The organism is Curtobacterium sp. AC268, from assembly GCF_979258745.1.
The window spans coordinates 3,168,057-3,190,101 of record NZ_OZ409878.1 but is presented as its reverse complement, the minus strand read 5'-3'; the positions used below and the strand labels follow the sequence as shown (position 1 = coordinate 3,190,101).

The window sequence follows — 22,045 nt, the reverse complement described above, 5'->3', positions numbered from 1 at the left end:
CTGTCGGTCGCAGGGTGTCCACCCGACGGTCTGTGACCACTCGCTGTGCGTCCTGCGGGGTGTGGTGACCAGTCACGGCCGCGCGGGCACCTGAAGCGACCGCCTGGAGGCCCGGTGCAGGCCCGGCGGACCGGCACCGGGCCTCCAGGGCGGAGCACGACACGACACGGGCGGAGCACGACACGGGCGCGGCTCGACACGGGCTCAGCGCGACAGAGCACAGCGCGCGACGAGCGCGGCGCGCCTCGCACGCAGCGCGCAGCGCGCAGCGCGCGACGCGCGACGGGCGCAGCACGACACGGGCGGAGCACGACACGAGCACGACGCGCCTTCCGCGGGACGTCAGCTGCCGACGGCCTCCGACCACGCACGCTCGAGTCCAGCGCGGTCGAGCAGCTCGGTCGGACGGACCTCGAGGTCGTCGGCGACGAAGTAGAACACCGCGTCGACCTGGTCGAGCGGCCGCCCGGTGAACTCGGCGTAGGCGACGCGGTACAGCGCGAGCTGCAGCGTGCGTCGGGCCAGGTCGTCCGCACCGGACGGTGCCTTGCCCGTCTTCCAGTCCACCACCTCGGCACGCCCGTCGATCTCGTACACGGCGTCGAGCTTGCAGACGACGCTGTGCCCGAGGAACGGGATGTGGATCTCGCGCTCGACCTCGATCGGCGTGAGCCCGGCCCAGCGGGAGCGGGCGAACGTCGCCTGGAAGTCCGCGAGTCGACGAGCGTCGTCGTCGGTGACCACAGCGTCCGGCGACGCATCGGCGAGGTCGTCGACATCGAGGTCGAGCTCCCCGTCCCACACGTCGAGGGTCTCGAGCGCGCCACCGCTCCGCGCACGCTGCTCCACCCACTGGTGGAAGAGCGTGCCGAGCCGGGTCGCGCGGTACGGTCGCTCCGGCATCGGCCGGCGGAGCCGCTCGGCCACGGAGTCGGGTTCGGTCAGGTAGTCCTTGAAGCCCGACGCCGGCACCCGGTGCGGGACGGCGACCGAGTGCTTCGCGTTCCGGGTGGCGTGCCGTTCGGCGAGCAGCAGGTCGATGTCGGCGGCGAAGCGCCCCGCCGCTCCGGGGTTCGCGTTCCGCACCCGCTCCGCGGCGGCCAGGACCCGCGGCGCACGCTGCCCGAACGGCACGTGCGGCCAGGTCTGGGTCGCGCCGTTCTCCCCCATGGGGTTCTCGTCGTGCACCGTCGTCTCCGGGATCGCAGCACCGTCGATGACGCCGGCGTCCACCAGGTCGCGCAGGTAGCGGCTCGGCTCGGTGGGGCGGACCCCGCCGGCCCAGAACGAGCCGGACACCAGCAGGTCGTGCTTGGCACGGGTCAGGGCGACGTAGGTGAGCCGGCGTTCCTCGTCCTCGTTGCGGGCCTTCACCTGTTCCTTGAAGGCGTCGATCGCCGTGGTGACGTCCTTCTGGGTCTCCTGCCCGCGCCATGCGAGTCGTGGCAGCTCGGCGGCGTCCCCGCGGAACTCGTACGGCAGCCGGCCGAACCCCAGCCAGCCGGACGAGCCCTCCTGCGGGCGTGCCGGCAGGCCGCCCTCGACCATCCGGGGCACCGCGACGGCATCCCACTCCAGCCCCTTCGACCCGTGGATCGTCAGGATCTGCACCGTGCCGGCCTCGGGCTCCTCGGACCGCGGGCCCATGTCGTCACGCCGGGCTGCGGCGTCGATCCACCCGAGGAACGAACCGAGGTCGGCGCGGTCGTCGGTCGAGACGAAGCCGGCGAGTTCGTTGATGAAGGCGTCGAGGTAGGCGCCGCTGCCCTGTTCGTGCGCGGCGACCTCGATGTCGAGCCGCATCTCCTGCACGACGAGCGTCACGAAGTCGACCAGGTCGCTCCCCGCGCGTGACCGGAGCATCGCGAGCTGCCCGCCGAGCGCACGCATCCGGCTGCGACCAGCTGCGGTGATGCCCTCGAGCGCGCCGTGCTCGGCGGGCGCGGTCGCGACGAAGTCGAGCGCGTCGACGATCGACCCGTGTTCGCCGGCGGCAACGGACGCCCGGAACGCCGCGGTCAGGTCGTCGTCGAGCCGCTGCTGGGTGTGGTCGCGCTGGAACAGCCACCGGGCGAGCTGGTGCAGGGCGACGATGTCCGCCGCCCCGACCCGCCACCGGGCACCCGCGAGCAGCCGGATCAGGTCGTTGCCGGCCGCCGGGTCGTGCAGCACCCGGAGGCACGCCACCAGGTCGACGATCTCCGGGCGTTGGAGCAGTCCGCCCGTGCCGAGCACGTGGTACGGCACGCCGCGGGCACCGAGCGCCGCCGTGAACGCCGCGAGGTCCTTCCGCGCGCGCAGCAGCAGCGCCATCGAGCCCGTCGGGTCCTGACGGCGGTGGTCCTGGAACCACGCCGCGACCTCGTCGGCCTCTTCCGGCAGGGTCTCCGGGAACACCACCCGCACGGTGCCGGCGTCCGCGCCCGGCCGGGCCGAGAGCCGTTCGACGTCGACCTCGGACGCCTCGGACAGCGGTGCCACGATCGCGTTCGCCCCCGCGAGCACGTCCACCGGGTTCCGCCAGCTGGTCGACAGCGCGAAGGTGACGGGTTCGGCCACGCCGTGTTCGTCGCCGCCGAAGTCGTGCGGGAACCGGGCGAGGTTCGCGGCACTCGCACCTCTGAACCCGTAGATCGACTGGTGCGGGTCGCCGACCGCCATCACCGAGTGCCCGCGGAACAGCCGGGCGAGGAACCGGGTCTGCACCACCGAGGTGTCCTGGTACTCGTCGAGGAGCACCACCCCGTACCGGCTACGCAGGTCGGTGACGACGCGAGGGGCCGACTCGGCCGCGGCGAGCGCGAGGGCGATCTGGTCGGAGAACTCCACGAACCCGCGGTCGACCTTCTGCCGCCGGAACTCGGCGACCAGGTCGGCCAGGGGTTCGAGGGCGCCGATCGCGGCGACCGCGTCGGTGATCGCCCTGTACGGCTTGCCGCGGTTGCCGGGGAGTTCGAGCAACTCGGAGAACTCGATCGCGAACCGGCGGAGGTCCTCGGGCTCGACGAGGTGTTCGGAGGTGGCACCGGCGAGCGCCACCACGGCTGCGGTCAGGGTGTCGACGTCGCGGTCGAGTCCGGCGAGCCGGTCGTCACGGGCGGCCACCACGACGCGACGGGCGAGCTGCCAGGCCGAGGGTTCGGTCAGCACCTGGGACTCGCCGTCACGCCCGACGAGCAGGGCGTTCTCGCGGAAGACCGCGTTGGCGAAGGCGTTGTAGGTCGAGACGGTGGGCGCTTCGAAGGCGTCCCCGGGGGTGATCAGCCCGACGTCCTCGAGCGCGCGGATGCGGTCGTTGATGCGGACGGAGAGTTCGCCGGCGGCCTTGCGGGTGAAGGTCAGTCCGAGGACCTCGTCGGGTCGGACGAGTCCGTTGGCCAGCAGCCAGACGACGCGCGAGGCCATCGTCTCCGTCTTCCCGCTGCCGGCTCCGGCGACGACCAGCGCCGGCACGAGCGGCGACTCGATGACGGCGCGCTGCTGGGCGGTGGGACGGGGGCGGCCGAGGGCGTCGGCGAGGGCGTCGGCGCCGTGCCGGATGACGGGCGGCGCAGCAGCAGCCGTGTCGGCCGCGTCAACCGCAGCAGCCGTGCCGGTCGCGTCCGCCGTGTCGGTCGTGTCCGCGGTGTCGCTCACCAGGTCACCTCCGCCACCACGTGGATCCGGCACTCGACCCCGGTCCGGGCCTTCTCGCAGTGGTCGTCCACGTTCGCCACGAACGTCCGGCCGGCCATGCCCCGCGCCACCCCGTGCAACCGCTCGCGGTAGGCCTCCCGCGCCTCGGCGTCGAACGCGTGCTGCGTCCGCTCGGAGTACGCCTGTCCGCCGCGGGGGTTCTGGACGAACACCAGCCGGGCATCGGTCATCGGCGACCCCGCCGGCACGCCCTCGACCGCGCCGTCCTCGACCGCGAGTTGGTAGGCGCCGAGCTGCGGGTGTTCCGGCATGTCGTTCTTCTCGCTGGGCATCGAACGGCCGGTCTTCAGGTCGACGACGCTGACACGGCCCTCGGGGTCGACCTCGATGCGGTCGATGCTCCCCCGGATGCGGGCGGGGCCGGTCACGAGCGCGAACGAGGTCTCGGCGCCGAGCAGTCGACGGCCGGCACTGGCGAAGGTGCGGAGGTAGTCGCTCAGCCCCTCGATCATCCGCCGGGTCCGGGCGCGTTCGCGGTCGGCGACCCAGGGCGACTCGAAGGTGAGCTCGTCCCACCGTGCCTCGACCTGCTCCCACAGCGACTCGACGTCGATCTCGGTGGCGTGCTCCATCGCTTCGTGCACGATCGTGCCGATGCCCATCGCCGGGCTCGGGGCACCGCCGCCGAAGGTCTGCGCGAACCAGTGCACCGGGCACTCCTCGAAGGTGCCGATGCGCGACGGCGACACCGACACGGCCGGAGCGACCGGCTCGCCGCCCTCGACCTCGGGGGCGGGCTCGGCGTCGAGGTCGACCAGGGGGTCGTCCGTGGTCGGTTCGGCGAGCCCGTACCACTCGTCCGGAGCCGCACCGGGCACCTCGGCCTCGGCCAGGCGGGCCAGCGCGGACGCGGCCTCGTGGTCGCCGGAGCCCACCACCCGGCGGCGCAGCGACCCGGCGAGCCCACGCAGGGACAGCGGGTGGACGGTCGGCTGACGGTCCGGCGGCACCGGGACGAGTCGGACGAAGGGTGACGGCGACTCGTCGTCGTTCGCGACCGTGCCGATGACGACCTGGGTGGTGGCGCGCGAGACGGCCCGGGCGAACAGCCGGAGTTCGTCGGCGACCACGGCGGCACGGTCGTCGATGGGCGAACGCTCGACCCCGGCAGCAGCGCGCACCAAGCCGTCCGGGTCGAGCAGACTGCCGCGCACCCGGGTGTTCGGCCAGACGCCGTCCTGCAGACCGAGCACCACGACCACGTCGCACTCGAGTCCGATGGTCGCCGACGGCGTCAGCACCCTCACCCGACCGGCGGTCCGGTCGGGGCCGATCGAGTCCTCTGGCAGGTCCGCGCCGAGCAGGTCGTCGACGAAGACCCGCGCGGGGGCGTCCGGCGTGCGCTCGACGAAGCGCTTGGCGGCGGTGAACAGGCCGACGACGGCGTCCAGGTGCCGGTCGGCTTCCCCGGCGCCGACCCCACCGGCGGCGGACTGGGCACCCCACGACTTCGCGAGACCGCTGCGTTCCCAGAGGCCCCAGAGGATCTCCTCGATGCTCGATCCCGCCTGGGCGTCGGCACGCGCCTGCACCAGGCTCCGGGCCAGCCGGGTCGCCCGTCGCGCGAACCCGGCGTCCACCGTCGCCAGGCGCTCCGGTGCGCCGAGTGCATCGACCAGCAGTTCGTCGGCGGTGCGGCTGCCCTCGCCCGCGAGCTCCTCGCGCCGCAGGGCGAGCCGGAGCCGACGCATCGCCAGGGTGTCCAGCCCGCCGAGGGGCCCCGTGGCGAACGCGGTGGCCAGGGCGGCGTCGAGCGGCAGGACGTCGAGCGCCACTGCGGCCGCGTCGAGCAGCGCCCTCGCCGCGGAGTCGTCGCGCGGACGGACGGGTGCGGCACCGGCGGTCGCCGGGACCTCGGCCACGGAGAGTGCCCGAACGAGTTCGGGGATGGCAGCACCGCTGCGGGTGACCACGGCCATCCGGTGCCACGGCACACCGTCGAGCAGCCGGTGTTCGCGCAGTCGACGGGCGATCGCCACGACGAGCGCGGACCGGCTGGCGGCCTCGAGGTGCACGACGGCGTCGGACCGCGCATCCTGGTCGCCCGCCGACGCGCTGCGCTGCCGACCGGCCGCCGCGGTGCCGATGCGACCCGTGACGCCGGTGACCAGGGCGCGGATGGGGGCGGGGTGCCGGTGCACCGCGCCGAGGAACAGCTCGTCGACGCGGTCGACCCCGAGTCGCACGGCCAGTCGACCGAGCACGTCCGGTTCGGCGCCGCGGAACGCCGAGGCGGCGATGTCCGGGTCGCCGAAGGCCACGACCTGCACGCCGGAGCGCGCGAGCGCCCCGAGCAGGGCGATCTCGCCCTCTACCAGCTCCTGCGTGTCGTCGACCACGACCAGGCGCAGGGCGGCGATGCCGGCGGGGAGCTCGTGCCGCAGCACCGCGGCGGTGGCGTACGCCACGAGTTCACCGGAGTCGAGTCCGGTCGGCCGGAACGCGGTGACCGATGCCCGGTAGTCGTCCACGAAGTCGCCGACGGCCCGCCACTCGGGCCGTCCGAGCTCGTCGCCGAGTTCCCGCATGTCGTCGGGTTCGACGCCGGCGGCCACCGCACGCATCATGACGTCGCGCAGGGCGGTGCGGAACCCGGCTCGCTCCCGGACCACGGAGGTGATCGGGTCGGGCCAGGCCGGTCCGGCGCCGTCGAGTTCGTGCCCGGCGAGCAGGTCGGCGATGATCCGGTCCTGCTCCCCACCGGTCAGCAGCGTCGGGGGTTCCTGCCCCTGCACCGACGCCGCGTGGGTGACGATCTGGAACGCCAGTGAGTTCACGGTGCGTGCGAGGGCACCCGGCACGACCCGGTCGACCGCCCGCGCGAGCCGGTCACGCAGCGCCGTTGCAGCCGTCCGAGCAGAGGTCAGGGCGAGGACCGTCGCGTGCCCGTCGAGGGTGATCGCGTCGGGACGGGTCAGCCGGTCGGCGACGAGCCGGGCGAGCGTGGTCGTCTTGCCGCTGCCCGGCGCACCGATCACCGCTGCGTGTCGGCCGTCCGGCAGCGCGAGCACCGCGGCCTGCGAGGGGTCGTCGACCAGTGCGCGCGCGAACCCGGTGTCCTCGGGAGCGGGCATCAGCGTGGTCTGCGGCACGCTCGTACGGTACCCAGGACCGCCGACAGCACCGCTGCGGACGCGCGGGGCACCGGTCGTCACGCCGTCGAGTGCGCCCGCGGCGAACGCCCGATACCGCACGGGACCGCTCGGATACGCTGTGTTCGTGGACATCAAGATCGGCATCATCAACAGCCCTCGCGAGATCGCCTTCGAGACCGCCCAGACCGCGGACCAGGTCGAGAAGGCCGTGTCCGACGCGCTCACCGCGCAGTCGACGCACCTGTCGCTGCAGGACGACAAGGGCCGTCGCTTCATCGTCCCTGTCTCGGCTCTGGCGTACGTCGAGGTCGGCGCGGAAGAGGCACGGCGCATCGGCTTCGTCGCCTGACGACGTGGAACTGCTCTTCGCCGTCCTCGGCGGCGTCATCATCGGTGCGGTCGCGCACGTGATCCTGCCGTGGCGGTCGAACCGCGGCGTGCTCGTCGGCCCCGCGGTCGGCGGCATCGCCGCAGCCGTCCTCTGGGAAGCGCTCACCTGGGCCGGGTGGCGGTACGACGGCACCTGGATCTGGGTCGTGGCCCTCGTGGGGTCCGGCCTGGCCGCCCTCGTCGTCGAGTGGCTCCTCGGCACGCAGCGCGAGAAGCGCGACGCCGAGTACTACGAGCAGCTCAAGACCCGCGGCGCCTGACACTCGCGCAGCCTGACCATCGAGCAGACTGACCGCTCAGGCCGTCAGGCCGTCAGGCCGAGCGCGTCCATCCGTCGGGTGTGCGCGGCGATGAGTTCGGTCCAGACCGGCTCGAGCCGCTCCTGGTCCTCTCGGGCGTGCGACGCCAGCGCCGACCGGGCGACCAGCAGGGTGTCGCCCACCAGGCGCCGTCCCCACATCGCCAGGCGCGAACCGATCCGCGGGTCGTTCTCGATGTGGGCCGTCAGTTCTTCCACGACCGCTGCTTCCTCGCGGGCGTCGAACACCGAACGCAGCCGCTGCCGCACGTCGGTCGGCAGCGAGCGGAGCAGGTTGCCGAACAGGTCGTTCAGGATGCCGGCCGTCACGTAGCCGGTCAGCATCGACTCGTACCAGTCGGCACCGCTCGTCCGTTCGAGGAACAGGTCGATCGCCTCGCGGTGCGGGGCCATCAGCGCCGCCGGGTCTCCGCCGCTGCGCTCGATCTCGGCCACGATGGTGCGGTGCCGCTCGAGCGCCGTGGTCGCGAGGACCCCGGTGACCAGACGGCCGGAGAGCGTCGGTGCCGAAGCACCGGCCCGTCCCATCGTCTCGTAGACGGAGAGCTGCAGGTACGCGGCCTGCCCCAGGTAGACGTCGAGCTCCGGTGTGACGTCGTCGAGTGCGAGCCGCTTGACCTGCGCGGCTCCGCGCGGGTTCCGCGACGCGAGCCATGCGGCAGCGAGCTGCGCCGCGCGCTTCCGGTTCCACCACGAGACCACCGGACCAGCATAGAGGGCACGTCCCGTGGCACCCGCCGGTCGCCCGCCCGGACGCCCCGACGCACCCCGGAGCACCCCGGACCACGCGCCCGCCGGTGGCCGGAGCGCCCCGGACCACGCGCCCGTCGGTAGACTGGCCGGGACTTCCACCAGAACTAAGGTGATTCTTTGACTTTCTCAGACCTCAACATCGACCAGGACATCGTCGATGCACTGGCCGGCAAGGGCATCATCGAGCCCTTCCCGATCCAGGAACAGACCATCCCGCTCGGCCTGACCGGCCAGGACATCATCGGCCAGGCCAAGACCGGTACCGGCAAGACGCTCGGCTTCGGCCTGCCGCTGATCCAGCGACTCGGTGCCGATCCGGCGCACGGCGTGAAGGCGCTCGTCGTCGTCCCGACCCGTGAACTCGCGGTCCAGGTCACCGAGGACCTCGAGCTCGCGGCCTCGAACCGCCCGACCACGGTCGTCTCGATCTACGGCGGCAAGGCCTACGAGGGCCAAGTGGAGCAGCTCAAGGCCGGTGCCCAGATCGTCGTCGGCACGCCCGGGCGGCTCATCGACCTGCAGCGGCAGCGTCTGCTCGACCTCTCCCACGTGCAGGAGGTCGTGCTCGACGAGGCCGACCGCATGCTCGACCTCGGGTTCCTGTCGGACATCGAGCGCATCTTCCAGGCCGTCCCCGAGGTGCGGCACACGATGCTGTTCTCGGCGACGATGCCCGCGCCGATCGTCGCCCTCGCCCGCCGGTTCATGAGCCGTCCGGTGCACATCCGGGCGACCGACCCGGACGAGGGCCTCATGCAGGCCAACATCAAGCACCTCATCTACCGTGCGCACTCCCTGGACAAGGACGAGGTCATCGCCCGCATCCTCCAGGCCGAGGGCCGCGGCAAGACCGTGATCTTCACCCGCACCAAGCGGGCCGCGGCGAAGCTCGTCGAGGAGCTGAAGGACCGCGGGTTCAACGCCGCAGCGGTGCACGGCGACCTCAACCAGGAGCAGCGCGAGCGCGCGATGGCGGCGTTCAAGGCCGGCAAGCGTGACGTGCTCATCGCCACCGACGTCGCTGCCCGCGGCATCGACGTGGACGACGTCACGCACGTGATCAACCACACGATCCCGGACGACCCGGACACGTACCTGCACCGTGCCGGCCGCACGGGCCGCGCCGGCAAGACCGGCATCGCGGTCACGTTCGTCGACTGGGACGACCTGCACAAGTGGACGCTGATCGACAAGGCCCTCGAGTTCGGCATCCCCGAGCCCGTCGAGACCTACTCGTCGTCGCCCCACCTGTTCGAGGAACTCGACATCCCCAAGGGCACCAAGGGCCGCCTGCCCGGCTCGTCGTCGCACGCCGCCTCGGCCGGCGCCCCCGTCGAGAAGCGCAGCAGCGACCGCCCGGCCTCGGGTTCGCGTGACGCGTCGCGTTCGCGGTCGCGCAGCCGCACCCGGTCAGGAGGCTCGGAGCAGTCCGCCCCGCAGGCTCCGGCCACCGAGTCGGTCGCCCCCACCGCCGCCGCGGGCACCGAGGACGGCTCGGCCGTCGAAGGTGGTTCCACCGACGGCGCCGCGAAGCGTCGCCGTCGTCGCCGTCGTCGCGGAGCCGGCACCGGTGATGCCTCGGCGACCGCCTCGGCACCGCAGGGTACGTCGGACGGCGAGTAGCGCCTCCAGGCCGAAGGGCTCGTCGCTGACGCGACGGGCCCTTCGCCGTCTCCACCCGCGGACCGGCGTCACGCGCGCAGCGACAGTTCACGCACACGCCGACGCGTGGACTGTCGGCCAGGCCGAAGACTCGGTGGCCGGTCGTTCGGTCTGCGGTCAGGCCAGACGCGAACCGGGGCCGACGACCGGGGCGCTGCCGGTGGCCTCGGACAGGATCGCGTCGAACGAGACGCGTGCGGTGCGGTGCTCTCCCAGCCGGTTCGGCTTGCCGGTGCCGTGGTAGTCGCTCGAACCGGTGACGAACAGTCCGTAGCGCGTTGCCCAGTCGAGCAGGGTGCGCTTGCCGTGTGCCAGGTTCTCGCGGTGGTCGACCTCGAGCCCGCCGAGCCCGGCGTCGACCAGGTCGCGGAGCATCGGCTCGTCGATGACGATCCCGCGCGAGGACGCCGCCGGGTGCGCGATGACGGGCACGCCGCCCGCCTGCCGGATGAGTTCGACGCCGCGCAGGGGCGACGGTGCCTCGTGGGGTTCGTAGTAGCCGGACGCCGGGTGCAGGATGCCGCGGAACGCCGCAGACCGGTCGGCCTCGAGCCCGCGGGCGACCAGGGCGTCGGCGATGTGCGGACGGCCGATCGTGGCGCCGGGGCTGGACTGGGCCAGGACGTCCGCCCAGGTGATCGGGTGGTCCTCGGCGATGCGGTCGACCATGCGGTGCGCGCGGGAGAGCCGGCCGTCGCGGATCCGGGTCGTCTCCTCGACCAGTCCGGGGTGCTCGGGGTCCACCAGGTAGCCGAGCACGTGCACGCTGCGGTAGCCGATCCGGGTGCTCAGCTCGAGGCCGGGCAGCAGGGTCAGGGGCAGCTCGTGCGCCGCGGCCGTGGCGTCCGCCCACCCCGCGGTCGTGTCGTGGTCGGTCAGCGCGACGGCGTCGAGTCCGGCGGCCGCGGCCGCTCGGACGAGCTCCGCGGGACGCTCGGTGCCGTCGGAGACACTGGAGTGCGCGTGCAGGTCGATGAACGGGTCTGGCACGTGGCCAATGCTATCCACAGGTGAGCGGCCGCACAGGCCGGGTGTCCCCGGGCGGTGCGATGATGGACGCATGGCCGACACGACTCCCCGCGCGACGAGCAACCGATCCACGACCCCCGGGTCCTCGACCTTCAAGGACTTCATCGGGTCGCAGTGGGCGGAGCGCTCGGAGGCGCAGCCCGAGCCCCGCGAGCAGGCCGCGTTCGCCGCCGAGCGTCGCGCGCGCATCTCCGAGCTGCACCCGGGCCGCACCATCGTGGTGCCGGCCGGGCAGGCCAAGGTCCGCTCGAACGACTGCGACTACCCGTTCCGCCCGCACTCCACCTTCGCCCACCTGACCGGTTGGGGCACCGACACCGTCGTCGGCTCCGTGCTCGTCATGACGCCGAACGGCTCCGGGCACGACGCCACGCTGTACTTCCGCGCCACCGCAGGCCGCGACTCGGAAGAGTTCTACGCCAACCCCGAGATCGGGGAGTTCTGGGTCGGTCCGCGCCCCTCGCTCGACGCCGTCGCAGCCGACCTCGGGCTGACCACCGCCGACCTCGGGGCGTTCACGGCCGTCGCCGATGCACTCGACACGTCGGCGCTGCTCGTGCGTGAAGCCGACGACGACCTGACCCGTTCCCTCGACGCCCGCATCGGCGCGGCGATCGGTGGCGCGGACGAGACCGAGGGGTCGCCGGCCACCGACGACCTGCTCTCCCGTGACCTGTCCGAGCTGCGACTCGTCAAGGACGCGTACGAGGTCCGTGAGCTCCGCAAGGCCGTCGACGCCACGAAGCACGGGTTCGACGACGTCATCGGCGACTTCGACGCCGTGCTCGCGCACCCGCGCGGTGAGCGCATCGTCGAGGGCACGTTCAACCGCCGGGCGCGCGCGGACGGCAACACCGTGGGCTACGACACCATCGCCGCCTCCGGCCACCACGCCTGCATCCTGCACTGGACCCGCAACGACGGCGCCGTGCAGCCGGGCGACCTCATCCTCATCGACGCCGGGGTCGAGGTCGACTCGTTCTACACCGCCGACATCACCCGCACGCTCCCGGTGAGCGGCACGTTCTCGCCCGTGCAGCGCATGGTCTACGAAGCCGTGCTCGAAGCCGCCGACGCCGCGTTCGCGATCGTCAAGCCGGGCATCACGTTCCGCCAGGTGCACGCGACGGCGATGGAGGTCATCGCGCGGAAGACCGCCGAGTGGGGCTTCCTGCCGGTCTCGGCTGCCGAGTCGCTCGAGCCGGACAACCAGTTCCACCGCCGCTACATGGTGCACGGCACGAGCCACCACCTCGGGCTCGACGTGCACGACTGCGCGAAGGCCCGCCGCGAGATGTACCTCGACGGCACGGTGCAGGCCGGCATGGTCTTCACGATCGAGCCCGGGCTGTACTTCCAGCAGGACGACCTGACCGTGCCGGAGGAGTTCCGCGGCATCGGTGTCCGCATCGAGGACGACATCCTGGTGACCGAGGACGGCGCCGAGAACCTGTCCGTCGGCATCCCCCGGACCCCCTCGGAAGTGGAGGGGTGGATCGCCCGCTCGGGCCGCTAGCCTGATCGGGTGACCATGCCCGAGGCCTCCCCGAACACCTTCTCGATCGAGGTCGAGCACTTCGACTCCCCTGACGCCCAGCGACTCCGCGCCGCGCAGCGACTGGAGATCGACCGGGCGCACGGCGGCGACACCGAACCGGGTGAGAAGCCGACCGCCGACTCGATCGCGGTGTTCTTCGTCGCGCGGGACGAGTCCGGTACTCCCCTGGGGTGCGGGGGGCTGCGCATCGTCGACGACGGCATCGCGGAGATCAAGCGGATGTACGTCCGACCGGAGTCCCGCGGGTCCGGTGTCGCGGCCGCGTTGCTGCGACGGCTGGAAGAGGCCGCGCTCGACCTCGGGTCCCCGGCGCTCGTCCTCGAGACGGGCACGGCGCAGCAGCGCGCCGTCGGGTTCTACCAGCGCGAGGGGTTCCGGCGGATCGCGAACTTCGGGCCCTACGTCGGGGCGCCCCTGTCGGTCTGCTACTCGAAGGTCCTCTAGCCAGACCGAGCCTGGCCGGCGATGCCGTCCGGTGCCGCGCGGCTCCGTCCGGTGCGGTGCCGTGCGATGCGGTCCGGTGCGGTGCCGTCCGGTGCGCTACCGGGCGATGCGGTGCCGTGCGATGCCGTCCGCCGCGGTGCGGTGCCGTATTGTGCCGTGCCGTGCCGTGCCGCCACGCCCGGGGCCCGCACCGCTCCCGGTCACGACGTGCCGTCTGCCCGAGGCCGAGCGGTCACGAACCGTCGTCTTGGCCGGCGCCGAACGACGATCTCTGACCGCTCGACGCCGTGCGCGCGGGGTTTTGCGACCACTCGGACCGCCAGGACCACCCGGACCGCCCGGACTCCACCGCTGCGGTCGCCGCAGCGCCGCCCGGGGCACTCGGCGGCGACACTTCGTGCGACCTCGGCGGACGTGAGCGGCGTGTCGAACGACCCGACGCCCGACCGCATCACCGGCCACCGATCACGCCCGTCGGAGCCCGAGCGCAGCAGCCGGAGCGCGGCTAGGGGCGGTCGCTGTCCCCGTCCCCGTCGCGCTGGGCGTCCGGCGAGGACGAGGGCTCCGGCGGCGTGGCACCGACGACCCGCTCGCCGTAGCGCGGCGGCTCCTCGGGTCGACGCTCCGGCACCGGCGGGGCCGCGGGGGCGGCGGCCGTCTCGGGGGTCTCCCCGTACCGGGGTCCGTCGTTCGTCCCGTAGCGCGGCGGGCCCGAAGGCGCACCGGTCTGCGCGCCGGAGGCCGACGTGCCGGGGTGTTGCGGGCCTCCCGGCTGCTGGTGCGGCGTGGCGTGCTCGCCGTACGGCGACTGCTGCTGCGGCGGGACCCCACCGGGGCCGGGACGCCACTGCTGCTGCTGCTGCTGCTGCTGGGGAGCGTCGTTCCAGTGCGTGGACGGAGTCGCCCCGTGCTCGCCGAGGATCCGCTGCGCCTGCCCGGTCAGCTGCGGGTTGACGACGATCTGGTAGTTCGTGGCGAGCACCTGGTGCACGCTCGTGAAGTCGCGCTGTCGCTTCGTGATCGCGAACGAGACGATGCCGTAGAGCATGCCGAACGCGGCACCGATGATCGCGGCCGCCAGGATCAGGCCGCCGGCGCTCGGCGAGAAGAGCGTGAGCACGATGCCGAAGAAGATGCCGAGCCACAGGCCGGACAGCGCGCCGGCGATGGCGGCACGGCCGTAGGTCATCTTGCCGGTGACCCGCTCGACCGTCTTCAGGTCGTTGCCGACGATCGAGAGCTGGTTGACGGGGAAGTCGGCCTCGGCCAGCTTCGCCACCACGCGCTGCGCGTCGGGGTAGCTGTCGTACGTTCCCAGGACGTCGCCCTTGGGCAGCGTCGGGAACGCCTGGGCGGTCCTGCCGGCGAAGGGGCTCTGATTGCTCACACAGCCATCATTCACCGCACACCTTGCAATCGCACGTGCACTCTCAGGGAAGCAGCCGATCGGAAGCAGCCGACCGGCGCGCGCGAACGCCCACACCCGAGCGACTACGCTGGGTCGGGTGAGCGCCACGAAGGTCTTCGTCGCCCGCCTCGCCGGGTGCTCCGTCTTCGACCCCGCGGGCGACCGCGTCGGCAGGGTCCGGGACGTCCTGGTCGTCTACCGCCGGGCCGATCCCCCGCACGTCGTCGGGCTCATCGTCGAGGTGCCCGGCAAGCGCCGCATCTTCGTGAGCATCGGCCGCATCACCTCGATCGGTGCCGGGCAGGTCATCACGACCGGCCTGGTGAACATGCGCCGCTTCGAGCAGCGCGGCGGCGAGGTCCGCGTCATCGCGGAGATGCTCGGCCGCAAGGTACTCGTCAAGAACCAGCGGATCCGCGCCACCATCGAGGACGTCGCGATCGAGGACCGCGGGCAGGGCGACTGGGAGGTCGCGCAGCTCTTCCTCCGCAAGCCGAAGACCACGCCGTCGCCGTTCGGCAAGGGCCCGACGACGTTCGCGACGTGGAACGAGGTCACCGAGGACGAGCTCCCCGGCGAGGCCCAGTCCGCCGAGCACGTCATCGCCGCCTACTCCGACCTGCTGCCCGCCGACCTCGCGTCGACGCTGCTCGACCTGCCCGCCGAGCGCCGGTTCGAGGTCGCCGAGGAACTCCCGGACGACCGACTCGCCGACGTGCTCGAGGAGATGCCCGACCAGGAGCGCATCGAGATCCTCACCCGGCTGGTCGACGCCCGCGCCGCCGACGTCCTCGACCAGATGCAGCCGGACGACGCGGCCGACGTCCTCGCCCAGTTCTCCGACGAGCGGAGCGAAGCTCTCCTGCAGCTCATGGAGCCGGAGGAGGCGCAGGACGTCCGCATGCTCCTGGAGTACGAGCCGGACACCGCCGGTGGTCTGATGACCACCGAACCGGTGATCGTCTCGGCAGACGCCACCGTGGCCGAGGGCCTCGCGCTGGTCCGCCGCCACGAGCTCGCGCCGGTGCTCGGCGCCGCCGTCTGCGTCACCCTGCCGCCGTACGAGCCGCCGACCGGTCGGTTCCTCGGGCTCGTGCACTTCCAGCGGATGCTCCGCTACCCGCCGAACGAGCGGCTCGGCACGCTCATCGACCAGCAGACCGAACCGGTCCGGGTCGACGCGAGCGCCGCCGAGGTCACCCGCATCATGGCGACCTACAACCTGCTGTCCGTCCCCGTGGTCGACGACGCCCACCGTCTCGTCGGGGTGGTGACGATCGACGATGTCCTCGACCACGTCCTGCCGGACGACTGGCGAAGTCAGGGCGAGGGGGAACCCTCACCGCTTCCACGCCAACGCCCGCGCAGGACACCCGTGACGACGGGAAGGAGGACCACCCGTGGCCCGAACGGATGACAACCGTCGCGACCGTGACCGGCAAGAGGTCCGGCTCGACTCCCCGAAGGGCATGCGCACGCGTGTGCTCCCCAGCCGCCGCCGTGGTCGCGGGGACACCTTCGGTCGCGCGACCGAGGGCATCGCCCGCGGCATGGGCACGCCCTGGTTCCTCATCGGGCTCACGCTGTTCTGCGTGGTCTGGATGGGCTACAACACCCTGGCGCCGAAGCCGTGGCAGTTCGACTCGGCGGCCATCGGCTTCACGGCTCTGACGCTCGTGCTCTCGCTGCAGGCCTCGTACGCCGCCCCGCTGATCCTGCTCGCGCAGAACCGGCAGGACGACCGCGACCGCGTGCAGTTCGAGCAGGACCGCCAGCGCGCCGAACGCAACCTGGCCGACACCGAGTACCTGGCCCGCGAGGTCGTGGCCCTGCGCCTGGCGATGCGGGACATGGCGTCGAAGGACTTCATCCGCGCCGAGCTCCGCTCCCTGCTCGAGGAGCTCGACCGCCGCGACGCCGACGAGGCCGGCTACGCGGACGAACACGACAGCTCCACCCGTGGCTGACGCCGTCCCCACCGACGAACAGCTCGGCACGGCGGTCCTCGCCGCGCTCGGCCGCGTCATCGACCCCGAGATCCGCCGCCCCGTCACGGAGCTCGACATGATCCGCGGTGTCGACGTGCGGCCAGGAGGCGCGGTGCGCGTCGACCTGCAGCTCACGATCGTGGGGTGCCCTGCCGCCGACACCATCGAGCGCGACGTCCGCGTCGCCGCCGGGTCCGTCCCGGGGGTCGCCGCAGTCGACGTCGACGTGTCCGTGATGGACCCGGCCACGCGCTCCGCGCTGACCGAACGGCTGCGAGCCGGCCGCCCCAAGGGCGTCCAGTTCACCGCGGACTCGCTCACGCGCGTCATCGCCGTCACGAGCGGCAAGGGCGGCGTCGGCAAGTCCACCGTCACCGTGAACCTCGCCGTCGCGCTCGCCCGCCGGGGTCTGCGGGTCGGGGTCGTCGACGTCGACGTGCACGGCTTCAGCGTCCCCGGCTTGATGGGCCTGACCGACGAGCACGGGGTCGCACCCCGCCCGACCCGGGTGGACAGCATGATCCTGCCGCCGGTGGCGCACGACGTGAAGGTCGTGTCGATCGGCATGTTCGTCGACGACGTCTCGACCGCGGTGTCGTGGCGCGGACCGATGCTGCACCGCACCGTGAACCAGTTCCTGACCGACGTGTTCTTCGGCGACCTCGACGTCCTGCTGCTCGACCTGCCCCCGGGCACCGGCGACGTCGCGATCTCGGTGGGGCAGCTGCTGCCGCACGCCGAGGTCCTGGTCGTCACGACCCCGCAGGCCGCCGCGGCCGACGTCGCCGAGCGCAGCGGGATCGTCGCCCGGCAGACCGGGCAGCGGGTCATCGGCGTGGTCGAGAACATGGCCGGGCTCGTGCAGCCCGACGGCTCGGTGCTGCACCTGTTCGGCGAGGGTGGCGGCGCCGAGACCGCCGCACGGCTCTCCCGCGGGCAGGACGCCCCCGTTCCGGTGCTCGGCAGCGTGCCGCTGTCGGTGCCGCTGCGCGAGGGCGGCGACGCGGGCGTCCCGGTGGTGCTCGGCGCACCGGAGGACCCGTCCGCCGTCGCCCTGACGGCGATCGCCGACCGGATCACCACGATGGGACGCGGGCTCGCCGGCCGGAAGCTCGGGTTGTCGCTGTCCTAGGCTCGGGGTCATGAGCACCGATCACGTCGATGTCGACTGGGACCACGCACGCGCCACCAACCGCGCGAACTGGGACGACCGGGTGCCGATCCACGAGGGCGCGTACGCGATCGACGCCCTCGCCGACCCCGGACACCGCTCCGACGTCGTCCGCGACGACCTGCCGGCCCTGACGCCCTGGTTGCCGAACGGCTCGCTCGCGGGCCTCGACGTCTGCCACCTGCAGTGCCACATCGGCACCGACACGGTGTCGCTCGCCCGCGAGGGTGCCCGGCTGACCGGCGTCGACTTCTCCCCCGCCGCCCTCGCCTCGGCCGCCGGGCTCGCGTCGCGCCTCGGCCTCGACGTCACCTGGGTCGAGACCGACGTCCTCGATGCCCGAGCCGCCGTCACCGGCGACTTCGACGTCGTGTACACGAGCATCGGCACGATCTGCTGGCTCCCCGACCTCGACCGCTGGGCTGCGCAGGTCGCCGGCCTGCTGCGCCCCGGCGGGGTGTTCTTCATCCGCGACGGCCACCCGGCGCTGTACGCCCTCGACGAGGACGCCGACGAGCTCGTCACCCGGTACCGGTACTTCCCGGACGGCACCGCGCAGCAGTGGGACGACGCCGGCACCTACGCCGGTGACGGCACGGTGGCGAACACCCGCACCTTCGAGTGGCCGCACCCGCTGTCCGAGATCGTGAACGCCCTGCTCGGTGCCGGGCTCCGGCTCCGACGGCTCGACGAGGGCCGGACCCTGCCCTGGCGCTTCAGCTCCCGCATGGTCGAGACCGACACGGGTTCGTGGGCCTGGCCGGATCACGACCGTGACCGGATGCCGACCACCTACACGATCGTCGCGACCCGCGACTGACCTGACTCCCCTGGTCCGTTCGGCGCATCCTGTGTGTTCGTTCATGGACAGGGCGTTCTACCCTGGCGCATTATGCAAGGGCATTACACAATGCCCTTGCGGAATGTGACGTGAGGGCTCCACCCGCCGGACGACGACGTCCGACCGAGGACAGGAGAACCGTGTGAACCAGAACACCCGCGTGCGATCGGGCCTCGTGGCCACCATCGCCGCCGCCATCGTCGCAGGGGGCTCGCTCACGGCGGCGCCGGCCCTCGCTGCGACGACCTGCGCGACCGCCTGGAGCGCCGGCACCGCCTACAACGGCGGAGCCACCGTCAGCGAGAACGGCTCGAACTACACCGCGAACTGGTGGACCCAGGGCGACGAACCGGCGACCCACTCCGGCGCGACCGGCAGCGGCCAGCCGTGGACGTCGTCCGGCACCTGCACCGGTGGCGGCACCGGCGGCGGGACCCCCACCCCTGGCGGCGGTGGGACCACCACGCCCGGCAACGGCAGCACCGGCACCGCGAGCGGTCTGGTCTTCAGCCCGTACAAGGACATCACCGTGAACCTCGACTGGAACACGAACGTCATGAACACCGCGGTCACCGGCACGCGGATCCCGGTCGTCGGGTCGAGCAACAGCCTCGTGTCGACGCGGGAGCCCGGCCTCAAGGCCATCACCCTCGCCTTCGCCACCGGTACCTGCGGCAGCGAGAACTGGGGCGGGGTGGCCGCCGACGCGTTCGCCAGCGCCAACATCGCGAAGCTCGACGCTGCCGGGGTGAACTACATCGTCAGCACCGGTGGCGCCGCAGGCTCGTTCAAGTGTTCCGGCACCGCGCTGCAGTCCTTCATCGCCCGCTACGCCTCGCCGCACATGATCGGCGTCGACTTCGACATCGAGAGCGGGCAGTCCGCCGCGGACGTGCAGAACCTGGTGAGCGCAGCGGCCCTGGCGCAGGCGAAGTACCCCGGCCTGCGCTTCTCGTTCACGCTCGCCACGCTGGCGGCGTCCGACGGTTCGTTCGGCGGGCTGAACAGCACCGGCGACGCCACCGTCAAGGCGATCAAGGCCTCCGCGCTCACGAACTACACGATCAACCTCATGACGATGGACTTCGGACGCGCGACCACGGCCAACTGCGTGATCGTCGGGTCGACGTGTCAGATGGGGCAGTCCACGATCCAGGCGGTCACGAACCTGCAGCACACCTACGGGATCGCCTCGTCGAAGATCGAGGTCACCCCGATGATCGGCGTCAACGACACCGCCGACGAGGTCTTCACCCTCGCGGACGCCGACACCGTCGCCGCGTACGCCAAGTCCCACGGGCTCGCGGGCGTGCACACCTGGTCGCTCGACCGCGACACCCCCTGCCCGACGGCACAGAGCACCGCGTCACCCACCTGCAGCTCGGTGGCAGGCACCACGGCCCTCGCCTGGACCGACCGCTTCCTGGCGGCCCTGAAGTAGGGAAGGACCGGGCGTCGCGACGCGACCCCGTGACGGACGGGAGGCCCGGTGCCAGCTGGCACCGGGCCTCCAGTCCGTCAGGTGGGGACGTGACGGGCGTCAGGTCGCCTCGGCGTCGAAGGGTGCCGGTTCACCGGCGGCCAGGGGCACGACGGGAGCCGTCGCGCGCACCTTGGAGGCCGTCACCTGCGCGGTCTGGACGGCTGCGGCACTCGTGCCGGAGTCGAGCAGGGCGTCGCGGATGATGCGGCGCGGGTCGTACTGACGCGGGTCGAGCTTCTGCCACTCGATGTCGTCGAACTCGGGGCCCATCTCGTCGCGCATCCGCTCCTTCGCGGTGTCGGCGAATCGACGAACGGCCTTGACGAACTCGGCCAGCTTCTGGGCGTACATCGGCAGGCGCTGCGGCCCGAGCAAGAGGACGCCGATGACCCCGATGATCAGGATCTTGTCGAGCGGGATGTCCACGCGAGCGAGCCTAACGCGTGCTGCTGCGTTGCACCTCTAGAGTTGTCTCCCGAACGGAGTGTGCGTGTCAGAGAAAGAGTCGAACTGGAAGTTCGCCGAGGACATCGTCTCGGAGACCGAGGCGATCGCCCGTGCTCGTGAGCACTCCCTGGAACTCGGGGTCGAAGCGATCTCGCCCGCGATCGGTGCGCAGATCGCCGTCATCGCCGCAGCATCGCGTGCGACGAGCATCATCGAGATCGGCACCGGCCTCGGGGTCTCCGGCCTCTACCTGCTCGCCGGCGCCCCGAACGCGACCCTGACCACGATCGACGTCGAGGTGGACCACCAGCAGTTCGCCCGCGACGCCTACATCAGCGCCGGCACCGCTCCCGCACGGATCCGGCTCATCCCCGGTCGGGCGAACCAGGTGCTCCCCCGCATGAACGAGGCCTCGTACGACGTCGTGCTCGTCGACGCCGACCCCGAGCACGTGATCGAGTACGTCGAGCACGGGCTGCGGCTCGCCCGCCTGGGTGGCACCGTCCTGGTGCCGCACGCCCTCTGGCGCGGACGCGTGGCCGACCCGGTGAAGCGCGACCGCGCCACCACGGACTTCCGGCTGCTCCTGACCGAGGTCTCGACCTCGGGTGCAGTGCGCAGCGCACTGTCGCCCGCCGGCGACGGACTGCTGCAGCTGACGAAGGTCACCAACTAGCGTTCGACCCGCCGGCGCTCGCGCACGTCAGTCCAGGTGCCGCAGGTACCGCTCGGGCGACTCGAGGAACGCACGCTCGTTCCGCACCAGGTCGAGGTCGCGCCATCCGGTGCGGCGCAGGCCCCACTCGCCGACCTCGTGGATCTCGGCACCGGGGAAGGCGGCGAGCACGGGTGAATGGGTCGAGAGCACGACCTGGCCGACACCGGTCTCGACGATGGACTGCAGGAGTCCGATCAGCGCCAGGCACCCCGAGAACGACAGGGCGGACTCCGGCTCGTCGAGGATCCAGAGCCCGGGCCACTGCGACCGGTGGATCACGAAGTCGAGGAACGACTCACCGTGGCTCCGCTCGTGGAACAGCGGCTCGGCTCCCCCGGGGTGCTGTTCGAGGTAGGTGAACACCCCGTGCATGGTCTCCGCGCGCAGGAAGAAGCCGGACCGCACCGCGCCGGGCTCCCGGTGCAGGGCGATGTGTTCCCAGAGCTGCGATTCGCTCGGGCGGGTGCTGTGCCCGGACTTCGTCGAACCACCCTCGGGCCCCATGCCGAAGGCCAGCGCCATCGCCTCGACCAGGGTGGACTTGCCCGCGCCGTTCTCACCGACCAGCACCGTCACCGGAGCGAGGTCGAGCCCGTCGTCGAGCAGCTGCCGCACGGGCGCGAGCGTCGCGGGCCAGACGTCGCGCGGCATCGGGTCTGGCGCGTACTCCTCGACGCGGCGGATCGGCAGTCTCGTCCTCGGCACGGCCCCATCCTGCCGGAGCCGACCGGCAGCGCCGCGGATCCCCCAGCCGCGGGATCGTCGGCGGACAGACGGAAGGCCCGGAGCGTACACGCTCCGGGCCTTCCGTTCTGGTGCTTCGACGTACTAGGCCGAGACGACCTCAGCGAGTGCGTCGTGGAGTTCCTTGGCCTCGGCATCGTTGACCGAGACGACCAGGCGGCCTCCACCTTCGAGCGGAACCCGCACGATGATGAGTCGACCCTCCTTAACAGCCTCCATCGGCCCGTCACCGGTCCTCGGCTTCATGGCTGCCATCAGATGTCCCCTTTCGTGCAGTAAATGCAGCCCCATTATCCCGT

The 22,045-nt window shown here is 72.2% G+C and carries 19 protein-coding genes; 11 read left to right on the top strand and 8 right to left on the bottom strand.

Features of this window, described 5'->3' with window-relative positions; translation table 11 throughout:
* Nucleotides 1-342 precede the first annotated feature (342 nt).
* Both ACZZ9K_RS15170 and ACZZ9K_RS15165 read right to left on the bottom strand, forming a co-directional pair.
* Nucleotides 343-3,636: a UvrD-helicase domain-containing protein gene (locus ACZZ9K_RS15170; protein ID WP_463444488.1), complete on the bottom strand. Its 3,294-nt coding sequence runs from the start codon at nucleotides 3,634-3,636 to the stop codon at nucleotides 343-345.
* Complete coding sequence (locus ACZZ9K_RS15165) at nucleotides 3,633-6,788, bottom strand: PD-(D/E)XK nuclease family protein (RefSeq protein WP_463444487.1); 3,156 nt, start codon at nucleotides 6,786-6,788, stop codon at nucleotides 3,633-3,635. Before ACZZ9K_RS15165 ends, ACZZ9K_RS15170 begins: the two co-directional genes overlap by 4 nt.
* 127 nt (nucleotides 6,789-6,915) lie before the next feature.
* On the opposite strand from ACZZ9K_RS15165, the gene ACZZ9K_RS15160 reads away from it, so the two are divergent.
* Together ACZZ9K_RS15160 and ACZZ9K_RS15155 are read left to right on the top strand one after the other, a co-directional pair.
* On the top strand, nucleotides 6,916-7,140 hold the full coding sequence (locus tag ACZZ9K_RS15160; protein ID WP_463444486.1) for a DUF3107 domain-containing protein: 225 nt from the start codon (nucleotides 6,916-6,918) through the stop codon (nucleotides 7,138-7,140).
* A gap of 4 nt (nucleotides 7,141-7,144) precedes the next feature.
* Nucleotides 7,145-7,441, top strand: coding sequence for a hypothetical protein (locus ACZZ9K_RS15155; protein WP_463444485.1), 297 nt, complete (start codon nucleotides 7,145-7,147; stop codon nucleotides 7,439-7,441).
* Between the two features lie 44 nt (nucleotides 7,442-7,485).
* Here the strand turns inward: ACZZ9K_RS15155 and ACZZ9K_RS15150 are convergent, their stop codons facing one another.
* Complete coding sequence (locus ACZZ9K_RS15150) at nucleotides 7,486-8,202, bottom strand: ferritin-like fold-containing protein (protein ID WP_027464579.1); 717 nt, start codon at nucleotides 8,200-8,202, stop codon at nucleotides 7,486-7,488.
* Between the two features lie 168 nt (nucleotides 8,203-8,370).
* On the opposite strand from ACZZ9K_RS15150, the gene ACZZ9K_RS15145 reads away from it, so the two are divergent.
* Nucleotides 8,371-9,876, top strand: a complete 1,506-nt coding sequence (locus tag ACZZ9K_RS15145) for a DEAD/DEAH box helicase (RefSeq protein ID WP_214520856.1) — start codon at nucleotides 8,371-8,373, stop codon at nucleotides 9,874-9,876.
* A gap of 156 nt (nucleotides 9,877-10,032) precedes the next feature.
* Here the strand turns inward: ACZZ9K_RS15145 and ACZZ9K_RS15140 are convergent, their stop codons facing one another.
* Entirely contained in the window at nucleotides 10,033-10,905 is an 873-nt protein-coding gene (locus tag ACZZ9K_RS15140) for a PHP domain-containing protein (RefSeq protein ID WP_463444484.1), read from the bottom strand.
* 70 nt (nucleotides 10,906-10,975) lie between these two features.
* On the opposite strand from ACZZ9K_RS15140, the gene ACZZ9K_RS15135 reads away from it, so the two are divergent.
* A complete protein-coding gene (locus ACZZ9K_RS15135) occupies nucleotides 10,976-12,460 on the top strand; it encodes an aminopeptidase P family protein (RefSeq protein ID WP_463444483.1) in 1,485 nt (494 codons plus the stop codon).
* Between the two features lie 15 nt (nucleotides 12,461-12,475).
* Entirely contained in the window at nucleotides 12,476-12,946 is a 471-nt protein-coding gene (locus ACZZ9K_RS15130; RefSeq protein WP_185974231.1) for a GNAT family N-acetyltransferase, read from the top strand.
* 505 nt (nucleotides 12,947-13,451) lie between these two features.
* Here ACZZ9K_RS15130 and ACZZ9K_RS15125 read toward each other — a convergent pair.
* Nucleotides 13,452-14,333 carry a YflT domain-containing protein gene (locus ACZZ9K_RS15125; RefSeq protein ID WP_463444482.1) on the bottom strand — a complete coding sequence of 294 codons (882 nt, stop codon included), beginning with the start codon at nucleotides 14,331-14,333 and terminating at the stop codon, nucleotides 13,452-13,454.
* A 118-nt stretch (nucleotides 14,334-14,451) separates the two neighbouring features.
* Here ACZZ9K_RS15125 and ACZZ9K_RS15120 point away from each other — a divergent pair, with 118 nt between their 5' ends.
* The 5 genes from ACZZ9K_RS15120 to ACZZ9K_RS15100 all read left to right on the top strand — a co-directional run bounded on the left by ACZZ9K_RS15120 (nucleotide 14,452) and on the right by ACZZ9K_RS15100 (nucleotide 19,795).
* Entirely contained in the window at nucleotides 14,452-15,771 is a 1,320-nt protein-coding gene (locus ACZZ9K_RS15120) for a magnesium transporter MgtE N-terminal domain-containing protein (RefSeq protein WP_138802738.1), read from the top strand.
* Nucleotides 15,772-15,823: 52 nt separating this feature from the next.
* Nucleotides 15,824-16,321 carry a DUF1003 domain-containing protein gene (locus ACZZ9K_RS15115; protein WP_042539423.1) on the top strand — a complete coding sequence of 166 codons (498 nt, stop codon included), beginning with the start codon at nucleotides 15,824-15,826 and terminating at the stop codon, nucleotides 16,319-16,321.
* Nucleotides 16,314-17,474, top strand: coding sequence for a P-loop NTPase (locus tag ACZZ9K_RS15110; protein ID WP_232749685.1), 1,161 nt, complete (start codon nucleotides 16,314-16,316; stop codon nucleotides 17,472-17,474). The genes ACZZ9K_RS15115 and ACZZ9K_RS15110 overlap by 8 nt, the downstream gene beginning before the upstream one ends.
* A 10-nt stretch (nucleotides 17,475-17,484) precedes the next feature.
* Nucleotides 17,485-18,333 carry a class I SAM-dependent methyltransferase gene (locus ACZZ9K_RS15105; RefSeq protein ID WP_173035779.1) on the top strand — a complete coding sequence of 283 codons (849 nt, stop codon included), beginning with the start codon at nucleotides 17,485-17,487 and terminating at the stop codon, nucleotides 18,331-18,333.
* A 163-nt stretch (nucleotides 18,334-18,496) separates the two neighbouring features.
* Nucleotides 18,497-19,795 (top strand): carbohydrate-binding protein, encoded by a 1,299-nt coding sequence (locus ACZZ9K_RS15100; RefSeq protein ID WP_463444481.1) that lies wholly within the window; start codon nucleotides 18,497-18,499, stop codon nucleotides 19,793-19,795.
* A 99-nt stretch (nucleotides 19,796-19,894) separates the two neighbouring features.
* Here the strand turns inward: ACZZ9K_RS15100 and ACZZ9K_RS15095 are convergent, their stop codons facing one another.
* Entirely contained in the window at nucleotides 19,895-20,263 is a 369-nt protein-coding gene (locus ACZZ9K_RS15095; RefSeq protein WP_027464570.1) for a Sec-independent protein translocase family protein, read from the bottom strand.
* Nucleotides 20,264-20,327: 64 nt separating this feature from the next.
* Between ACZZ9K_RS15095 and ACZZ9K_RS15090 the strand changes: the two genes are divergently transcribed.
* Nucleotides 20,328-20,960, top strand: coding sequence for an O-methyltransferase (locus ACZZ9K_RS15090; RefSeq protein ID WP_027464569.1), 633 nt, complete (start codon nucleotides 20,328-20,330; stop codon nucleotides 20,958-20,960).
* Nucleotides 20,961-20,987: 27 nt separating this feature from the next.
* Here the strand turns inward: ACZZ9K_RS15090 and ACZZ9K_RS15085 are convergent, their stop codons facing one another.
* Nucleotides 20,988-21,707 (bottom strand): AAA family ATPase, encoded by a 720-nt coding sequence (locus tag ACZZ9K_RS15085; RefSeq protein WP_027464568.1) that lies wholly within the window; start codon nucleotides 21,705-21,707, stop codon nucleotides 20,988-20,990.
* 123 nt (nucleotides 21,708-21,830) lie between these two features.
* The gene (locus ACZZ9K_RS15080; protein WP_017887054.1) at nucleotides 21,831-22,001 is read right to left on the bottom strand and encodes a DUF3117 domain-containing protein; all 171 of its coding nucleotides are present in this window, start codon (nucleotides 21,999-22,001) and stop codon (nucleotides 21,831-21,833) included.
* Nucleotides 22,002-22,045: the final 44 nt, after the last annotated feature.